The organism is Streptomyces synnematoformans (genome assembly GCF_039531005.1).
Classification (GTDB): Bacteria; Actinomycetota; Actinomycetes; order Streptomycetales; family Streptomycetaceae; genus Streptomyces; species Streptomyces synnematoformans.
On record NZ_BAAAPF010000304.1, the window covers coordinates 1 to 8,320 of the forward strand.

An 8,320-nucleotide genomic window follows, 5' to 3' on the forward strand; every position below is an offset into this window, starting at 1 on the left:
GTACGGCGTCGCGGCCCGCCGACCCGCCGACGCCGGCCCGTACGCCCGCCGCCGCACTCGTCCTCCGCGCCTGGGAGCACCTGCCCGCCTGGGCCCGCGACGCGGAGCCCCGCACCCAGCCCCGCGCCCTCCTCTGCCACGGCGACCTCCACCTCGGCCAGCTCGTACGCCACCCCGCCACCGGCGGGCCCTGGCACCTCATCGACGTCGACGACCTCGGCGTCGGCGAGCCCGCCTGGGACCTCGCCCGCCCCGCCGCCGGCTACGCCACCGGTCTCATCCCCGCGGCGGACTGGGCCGCCTTCCTCGCCGGCTACCGGGCCGCCGGCGGCCCCGCCGTCGCCCCCGGCGACGACCTCTGGCCGCCCGAGGTCGACGTCCCGGCCCGCGCCGTCACCGTCCAGCTCGCCGCCCGCGCCCTCGTGGACGCCGCGACGGGCGTACGGGCCCTGGACGACACCGACCACGACCTGCTCGCCGCCTGCGCCCGCATCGCCGCCATGGGGGACGCGACAGGGGACGGGACGGGCTCGGGCGGCCCGTCGTAGGCTGTGCAGCCATGGCCGCCGACCGTCATCCGCGGCGGCCTGGAGACTGAGGAGTTGAGGGCGACCATGCAGTGTCCCAAGTGCCGTGCGCCGATGCAGACGTACAACCGCAACGGCGTTCAGATCGAGCAGTGCAGCGGGTGCCGGGGGATCTTTCTCGACTACGGCGAGCTGGAGACCCTGACCCGCCTGGAGGCCCAGTGGGCGCAGCAGGCCCCGCCGCCCCCGCCGCCGGCGGCCCAGGGCTACCCGCAGCAGCAGGCCCCCGGCTGGGGCGGCGGCCACCACGGCGGCCACGGCCACTACGGCCGCCGCAAGGGCGGCTTCTCGCGCATGCTGTTCTCGTCCTGACCCGGAACGCGGAAGGGCCGGAGCGATTCGCTCCGGCCCTTCCGCTCCGCTGCCGTGACTCGGTCCGACGCGGGTATGTCTGCTGTGCGCGGTACTGGGATCGAACCAGTGACCTCTTCCGTGTCAGGGAAGCGCTCTCCCGCTGAGCTAACCGCGCGGGTTTCTGCGGCTAGATACTTCCACGCGCCGTCCGGCATCGCAAGCCCATGATCATCGGGTGGCCGGCACGGCCCGTGCCACCCGCCGGCGGGCGGGCGGCACGGGCGGGCGGTCACCGGCACGGGGCGCCGCTGCCGCGGTCCGGTCGCGCTAGGCGGTGTGCAGCGTCAGCCCGTAGCGGCCGAGGATCTCGTTGACCGGCTGGTACCAGGTCTCGCCGCCGCTGCTGCAGTTGCCCCAGCCGCCCGACGTGACGCCCTGCGCCTGGTCGCCGCTGATGAACGAGCCGCCGGAGTCGCCGCCTTCGGCGCAGACGCTCGTCTTCGTCAGCTGGTGGACGGTGGCGCCGCCGCTGTAGTTGACCGTCTCGTTCTTGGCCAGCAGCGTGCCGCAGTGCCAGTGCGTGGTGGAGCCGGAGCGGCAGATGGAGGCGCCCACCGGGGCCTCGGCGGAGCCGCGGACGAGCCGGTCGGGCACGGTGCCCCAGCCGAGGACCACGGGGACGGTCCACCAGCCGCTGCCGACGCTGACCCAGGCGTAGTCGTTGCCGGGGAACGACGAGCCCTGGAACGTGCCGATGTGCGAGCCGTCCCAGCCGCGCACCGCCGCGCCCGGGCTGCCGCAGTGGCCCGCGGTGACGAAGCCGCCGTGCACCGAGAAGCCGATGGAGCAGCGGACGTTGCCCGTGTAGTACGGGTCGCCGCCCACGGTCCCGGCGGCGAACGTGGCCGGTGCCTCGGCGACCGTGCCGACCTCGACCGGCCCCGCGGCGCGCGCCCGGTCGAGGAAGGCGCGGACGGCGGCGTCGTCGCGGCGGTCGGCGACGACGTCGACCCGGACGCTGTTGGCGCGCGGGTCGACGTGCCAACTGGCCACCCCGGCGGGGGCGGACAGCTCGTCCAGCCGCTTCTTCGCCGCGTCCAGCCGCGCCGCGCTGTGCTCGACGACGCGTACGTCCGCACCGGCCTCCCGCACCGCGTCCGCGTGCCGCGGGGCGGTGACGGCGACGGTGAGCCGGCCGCTGTCCGCGTCGAACCAGGAGCCGGCGTACGCGGATCCGGCGGCGCGTTCCGCCTTCTTCCCGACCTCGACGGCCCGGCGTTCGTCGGCCAGCCGCTCGCGGGCCTGGTCGGCCGTCAGGCCCAGGTCCCGCTGCAGCGCGGTCACCAGTCCGGGCGAGAACTGCCGCGCGGAGTCCGCGTCGGCGGCGGGGGCCAGCGCGGCGGCGCCGCCCCAGGTGCTGCTCAGCAGGAGGGCGGACAGACCGAGCCCTAATCCGAGGGTGCGTCTTGCGGGTGTGCGTCTCACGATGGCGAACCTTTCTGCAGTTCCCTCGACTTGAGTGGGGGTGGAACACAGAGGGTGAGAGCGCTCTCATGCAGCGCGCTGCCACCACAGCACGGGCCCGCATATTTGTCCAGACCTTTCGCACGCGTCAAAGAGGCGGCCGCCCGGTCCCGTACGGGAGCAGACGGCCGCGTCCGGCTCCTGCCCGACCGCCCCCGGGCGTGCGCCGCTTCGGGCGCGGCCGCGCGGGGCGGGGCCCCGGATGCCCTAGAACTCCTCGACCGTGTGCGGCAGCAGCGGCGTGCGCAGTGCGGCGTCGAGGGCGTCGGCCGCGCCCGGGGTGTGCTCGGCCGCGAGGCCGGCGCGGACGGCGGCGGCGAGGGTGGTGCCGCCGAGGTAGGCGGCGGACAGGTCGCGCACGTCCACGGCGAGGTCCGGCGCGGCGTCGGTCCGCTCGTACGCGGCCGGGGCCCCGGGCGCGACCGTGAGCCGGTACGTGCCCGCGTTGGCCGGCAGCGCGGCGTCGGCCACCACCAGCACGACGTCCGCCCCGGCGGCCCAGGAGCGGCGCCGCAGGGCCGCGCCGACATCGGTGAGCCGCACCCACAGCGCCGGGAACGTGCTGGTGACCCGCACCTGGTCGCGGTCGGCGGCGAAGAGCAGCAGCGGGTCGTCGAGCGGGCGGCCCCAGGCCCGTACCGTGCCGGTCAGGTCGAGGGAGGCGAGGTAGCGCCAGAGCGCCGCGGCCGCGGCCGGGGTGTCCGCCTCCAGCTCGTCGAGGCGGACGAGCCCGGGGGAGCCGGGGCGGTCGCCCTTGTCCTTCGTGCGGTAGACGGCGTAGCCGGCGACGGGGTCGCCGAGGGTGACCACGCGCGGCGGCGAGAAGGCCTCGTCGTCCGGGTCCCGCTCGGCCATCCACTCCTTGGCCCACCACTCCTCGCTGCGCGCCGGCCGCCCGGCGCGCGCGGCGCGCGTGCGCTCGTAGTACGGGCCGAGCAGCGCGGGCGCGTGTGCCGGGTCCACCAGCCGCAGCGGCCGCTCGTCCGGGTCGATCCGCAGCCGCAGCGCCGCCCGGGAGTCGATCTCGACGGTCGCGCCGTACGTGCCGGGGCCGAAGCCGAACCGCCCGTAGATGGCGGTCTCCGACGCCCACAGCGACGCGATCGGCCACCCCTCGGCGGCGCACCGCGCGAACAGCTCGGCGATCATCCCGGAGAGCACCCCGCGGCGCCGGTGGGTCGGCGCGACGGAGACGAACGTCAGGCTGGGGCAGGGGAGTTCGGCGCCGGGCACGCTCATCGTGAACGGCAGTGCGGCGACCATGCCGACCAGGGTGTCCGCGTCGTACGCGCCGATGCGCAGGCAGCCCGCCAGGAATTCGTGGTGGCGTTTGCGCAGCTCGTCCGCCGGCTTCTCGTGGAAGACGAGATAGGCCAGCTCCTGAGCCCGGTCGATGTCACTTTCGGGTATTTCGCGGACCACAATGTCAGCACGGTCGTTCATATTCCGACACTATCCGTCATGCCCGATCCGTGCACATCGCTCTGCCCGCTCCCGGACCCGGGTGGACGGAGGCGCGCAACAAAGACGAAGGCGACCCCGGTCCGCTGTTCGCGGACCCGGGTCGCCGGTCGGCTCGTGGACGATACTGGGATCGAACCAGTGGCCTCTTCCGTGTCAGGGAAGCGCTCTCCCGCTGAGCTAATCGTCCGAGGTGGAGACGGGATTTGAACCCGTGTAGACGGCTTTGCAGGCCGTTGCCTCGCCTCTCGGCCACTCCACCAGCGGGGGCCCGTGAGACCCCCATCGAGCGGACGACGAGACTCGAACTCGCGACCCTCACCTTGGCAAGGTGATGCTCTACCAACTGAGCTACGTCCGCCGGTCGTGATCGGAAGGCGCCGACGAGGCGCTTCCGGTAGTCATGAACCTTAGCGGATTCCGGGGCCAGCTCAAATTCGTTTCCCGGCCGAGCCCCGCCCCGTGCCCGCCCTGTGCCCGGCCCGCGCCCGGGCCGCCCCGGCGCCCGCCCGGGCCCGGGGGCCGGTGTCCGCCGGCCGTCCTAGACTCACGACGTGCCCGGCCTCGCCCCGCTCGCCCGCTTCGGCGGTCTCGTCGCCTCCGACCTGCGCGACGTGACCGGCGACCCGGCCGCGCTCGACTCCTCCGGCTGGTGGGCCGTGGTCGTCGGGTACGAGGGACAGCCGCTGTGCGCGCGCTTCGGCGACGTGCGCCCCGACCCGCACCCCCATGCCCGGCGCGCGAACCGCTGGCGCGGCCCGGGCGCCGGCCGGTGGACGTCGTCGCTCGACCGCGCCGGCTACGTCGCGGGGGTGCACCGCATCCGGGAGCACATCGCCGCCGGCGACGTCTACCAGGTCAACCTGTGCCGCATCCTCACCGCCCCGCTCCCGGGCCCCGGCGCGGACGCCGCCGACGTCGACGCCCTCGGCGCGGTCCTCGCCCGCGGCAACCCCGCCCCGTACGCCGGCGTCGTCCGGCTGCCCGCGCACGGCGTCGAGGTCGCCACCGCCTCCCCCGAGCTGTACCTGCGCCGCGCCGGCCGCACCGTCGAGTCCGGCCCCATCAAGGGCACCGGCCGGACCGCCGCCGACCTCACCGCCAAGGACCGCGCCGAGAACGTCATGATCGTCGACCTCGTGCGCAACGACCTCGGCCGCGTCTGCACCACCGGCTCCGTCACCGTGCCCGCCCTCTGCGCCGTCGAGGAGCACCCCGGCCTCGTCCACCTCGTCTCCACCGTGCGCGGCGAGCCGGCCCCCGGCGCCGGCTGGGCGGAGCTGATCGCCGCCACCTTCCCCGCCGGCTCCGTCACGGGTGCGCCGAAGAGCAGCGCGCTGCGCATCATCGACGAGCTGGAGACCGCCCCCCGGGGCCCGTACTGCGGCGGCGTCGGCTGGGTCGACGCCGACCGCGGCACCGGCGAACTCGCCGTCGGCATCCGGACGTTCTGGATCGACCGGGCGGCGCCCGGCGGCCCCGTGCTGCGCTTCGGCACCGGCGCCGGCATCACCTGGGGCTCGGACGCGGAGCGGGAGTGGCGGGAGACCGAGTTGAAGGCGTCCCGGCTGCTCGGGGTAGCGTCGGAAGCGGAAGTCACGAGTGGAGGGACCGTACGCCCATGAAGGTCTGGCTCGACGGCGGGCTGCGCGACGTGGCCGAGGCGCGGGTGTCCGTGTTCGACCACGGCATCACCGTGGGCGACGGCGTCTTCGAGACGCTCAAGGCCACCGGGGGCACCGTCTTCGCCCTCACCCGCCATCTGGAGCGCCTCGCCCGCTCCGCCCGCGGCCTCGGCCTGCCCGAGCCCGACCCGGACGAGGTCCGCCGGGCCTGCGCGGCGGTGCTGGCGGCCGAGCCCGTGCCGCACGGCCGGCTGCGCGTGACGTACACCGGCGGCGCCGCACCGCTGTCCTCGCACCGCGGCGGGCCGGACGACAGCCGCCCCACGCTGGTCGTCGCACTCGCCGCCGCCGAGCCCCGGCCGGACGAGACGGACGTCGTCACCGTCCCCTGGACGCGCAACGAGCGCGGCGCCGTCACGGGTCTGAAGACCACGTCGTACGCGGAGAACGTCGTCGCGCTGGCCCGCGCGCACGACGCCGGCGCCAGCGAGGCGCTGTTCGCCAACACCCGCGACCGGCTCTGCGAGGGCACCGGCTCCAACGTCTTCGTCGTCCTCGACGGCGAGCTGCACACCCCGCCGCTCGCCTCCGGCTGCCTGGCCGGGATCACGCGGCGGCTGGTGCTGGAGTGGACCGGCGCGAAGGAGACGGACCTGCCGTTCTCGGTGCTCGCGGCCGACGGCGCGGTGGAGGAGGTCTTCCTGACCTCCTCGCTGCGCGACGTGCAGGCCGTGCGCCGCCTCGACGGCCGCGAGCTGCCCGGCGCCCTCGGCCCGGTCACGGCGAAGGCGATGCGGGTGTTCGACGAGCGGTCCGCGGCGGACGTGGATCCGTGATCACGTCGCGCCGGGGGAACGTGGATCCGTAGGAACGCGGCCCCGTCATGCGGGCACGCGGGCCTGTGGACCCGTCATCCCGTGGACCGGGGAGCGTGGGACGCCGAGCGGTGCGAGGACGAAGGGGAAGCGATGACGACCCACCTGCGCCCGACCGGAGCCGAGCGACGTGAAGCGGACGGCGGCCGGACGCGCGCCTTCGCCGTGTGCGTCAACGGCCGCCCGGTCGGCGACGTCGAGCTGGCCACCGACGCCCGCCTCGGCCCCGCCACGGGCCGCGTCCGCACCCTGCGGATCCACCGCCCCGAGCGGCACCGCGGCCGCGGCACGGTGGCGGCGCTGGCCGCCGAGGAGGTGCTGCGGGGCTGGGGCTGCCGGGAGATCGTGCTCAGCCTCGACGCCCGCGCGGCCGTCGGCCTGCGGCTGGCCACGGCGCTGGGCTACACGGAGACCGGCCGGACGATGGACAAGGAGCCGGGCGAGGCGCCCGAGCCGCCCCCCGCGGCCGTGGTGCGGCCGCTGACGGCGGCCGAGTACCCGGAGTGGCGGACCGCGGAGGCGGACACCTACGCGCGGCGGTGGCTGGACCGGGGGATGGCCCCGGACGAGGCGCGCAGCCGGGCGCGCGCCGACCACGACGAACTGCTCCCCGAAGGCGCCGCCACCCCCGACGTGGCGCTGCGCGTCCTGGAGCACGGCGGGGTGGCGGTGGGCACGATCTGGATCGCGCTGCGCCCGCTGATCGCCACCGGCGCGTACGTGTACTCCCTCGTCGTCGTGCCGGAGCACCGGGGGAGGGGCCACGGCCGGACCCTGATGCTCGTCGCGGAGCGCGAGTGCCGGGCGGCCGGGCTGCGCACCCTGGGGCTGCACGTCTTCGCCGGGAACGAGGTGGCGCTGCGCCTGTACGAGTCCCTGGGCTACCGCCCGACCGCGTACCACCTGCGCAAGCCGCTCCACTGAGCACGGCACGGAACGGCCGCCGGCCCGCGGGTCAGCCGGCGGCGGCCAGCAGCCGGTCCGCGATCCGCTCGATCCGCTCCCGCAGCCCGTCCTGGCTCTTGCCGCCGTCCAGCCGCTCCCCGCCGATGACGTACGTCGGGGTCCCCGTGACTCCGATCGCCCGGCCCTCGGCCACGTCCGCGTCGACGACCAGGAAGTGCCGCCCGTCCACCAGCGCGGTCTCCAGCTCCTCCGCGTCCAGGCCCAGCTGCCGCGCCGCCTCGACCAGCAGCGGCTCGCCGCGCTTGCCGAACTCCTCCACCCGCGCCAGCACGGCCGCCGCGTACTCCCAGCCCTTCCCCTGGACCGCGGCCTCCTCGGCGGCCTGGGCGCCCGCCATGGCATGCTGGTGCTTGTCCAGCGGGAAGTGGCGCAGCCGGATGCCGAGGCGGTCCCCGTAGCGCTCGTGCAGCGCGCGCACGTCGGTGAGCGCCGTCCGGCAGTCGGGGCACTGCAGCTCGCACCACACGTCGAGGACGGGCGCGCCGTTCACATCGTTCTCCATGGCCGCCAGTCTTCCAGGCCCCCCGGGGTACCGCCGTCTCGGTCCTGCGGACGAGTCCGACCCGGAGATGTCCCCCATGCCGTGCCGCACCATGGCAATCGCGGCGCATTCAGGTGCACGATGGAAGCATGTTCACCACCACCGTCTGCGCCGCGCTCTCCGCGGCGGGGCTCGCGATCGCGATGCTGACCGCGTACCGGCGAAGGTTCCGGCGGGCAACGAAGATCGCTGCCCTGTCGCTGCTGCCCATCGGCCTGGCCATGGCGGGGCTGGTCGAACTCGGCGGCGAGGTCGGCACCGCCACCGGGGACTGGGCGACCGACCTGGTCCTCAAGCCCTCCGTCTGGGGCGGCTTCGGCGTGCTGGCGGTGGCCGTCGTGCTGTGGGTGGCCCAGCGCTTCGCCGGCGAGCGCGCCAAGCGCAAGGCGGGCGGGGCGACGGCCCCGGCCCCGGCGGCGGCGCCCGCGCCGTCCCGCCCCGCGCTCG

General features: G+C 75.6%; 9 protein-coding genes and 4 tRNA genes. 6 read left to right on the forward strand and 7 right to left on the reverse strand.

Features of this window, described 5'->3' with window-relative positions; all coding sequences use genetic code 11:
* On the forward strand, positions 1 to 548 hold a 548-nt coding region (locus ABD317_RS29910; protein ID WP_344293832.1), incomplete at its 5' end, for a phosphotransferase.
* A gap of 66 nt (positions 549 to 614) precedes the next feature.
* Complete coding sequence (locus ABD317_RS29915) at positions 615 to 899, forward strand: TFIIB-type zinc ribbon-containing protein (RefSeq protein ID WP_344293834.1); 285 nt, start codon at positions 615 to 617, stop codon at positions 897 to 899.
* Between the two features lie 85 nt (positions 900 to 984).
* Here the strand turns inward: ABD317_RS29915 and ABD317_RS29920 are convergent.
* The 6 genes from ABD317_RS29920 to ABD317_RS29945 form a co-directional block, all read right to left on the reverse strand.
* A tRNA-Val gene (locus tag ABD317_RS29920) sits at positions 985 to 1,056 on the reverse strand.
* 152 nt (positions 1,057 to 1,208) lie between these two features.
* The gene (locus ABD317_RS29925; RefSeq protein ID WP_027757194.1) at positions 1,209 to 2,366 is read right to left on the reverse strand and encodes a S1 family peptidase; all 1,158 of its coding nucleotides are present in this window, start codon (positions 2,364 to 2,366) and stop codon (positions 1,209 to 1,211) included.
* Between the two features lie 246 nt (positions 2,367 to 2,612).
* A complete protein-coding gene (locus ABD317_RS29930; RefSeq protein WP_344293865.1) occupies positions 2,613 to 3,827 on the reverse strand; it encodes a GNAT family N-acetyltransferase in 1,215 nt (404 codons plus the stop codon).
* 157 nt (positions 3,828 to 3,984) lie between these two features.
* Positions 3,985 to 4,056, reverse strand: a tRNA-Val gene (locus tag ABD317_RS29935).
* Between the two features lies 1 nt (position 4,057).
* Positions 4,058 to 4,128: transfer RNA gene (locus ABD317_RS29940), tRNA-Cys, on the reverse strand.
* A gap of 26 nt (positions 4,129 to 4,154) precedes the next feature.
* A tRNA-Gly gene (locus tag ABD317_RS29945) sits at positions 4,155 to 4,227 on the reverse strand.
* 193 nt (positions 4,228 to 4,420) lie between these two features.
* On the opposite strand from ABD317_RS29945, the gene ABD317_RS29950 reads away from it, so the two are divergent.
* The 3 genes from ABD317_RS29950 (at position 4,421) to ABD317_RS29960 (ending at position 7,290) form a co-directional block, all read left to right on the forward strand.
* Positions 4,421 to 5,491, forward strand: coding sequence for a chorismate-binding protein (locus ABD317_RS29950; RefSeq protein ID WP_344293836.1), 1,071 nt, complete (start codon positions 4,421 to 4,423; stop codon positions 5,489 to 5,491).
* Complete coding sequence (locus ABD317_RS29955) at positions 5,488 to 6,327, forward strand: aminotransferase class IV (protein WP_344293838.1); 840 nt, start codon at positions 5,488 to 5,490, stop codon at positions 6,325 to 6,327. The genes ABD317_RS29950 and ABD317_RS29955 overlap by 4 nt, the downstream gene beginning before the upstream one ends.
* 132 nt (positions 6,328 to 6,459) lie before the next feature.
* On the forward strand, positions 6,460 to 7,290 hold the full coding sequence (locus ABD317_RS29960; protein WP_344293840.1) for a GNAT family N-acetyltransferase: 831 nt from the start codon (positions 6,460 to 6,462) through the stop codon (positions 7,288 to 7,290).
* Between the two features lie 31 nt (positions 7,291 to 7,321).
* On the opposite strand, the gene ABD317_RS29965 is transcribed toward ABD317_RS29960, so the two are convergent.
* On the reverse strand, positions 7,322 to 7,834 hold the full coding sequence (locus ABD317_RS29965) for a DsbA family protein (RefSeq protein ID WP_344293842.1): 513 nt from the start codon (positions 7,832 to 7,834) through the stop codon (positions 7,322 to 7,324).
* Positions 7,835 to 7,962: 128 nt separating this feature from the next.
* On the opposite strand from ABD317_RS29965, the gene ABD317_RS29970 reads away from it, so the two are divergent.
* A partial coding sequence (locus ABD317_RS29970; RefSeq protein WP_344293844.1) for a hypothetical protein occupies positions 7,963 to 8,320 on the forward strand: 358 nt, incomplete at its 3' end.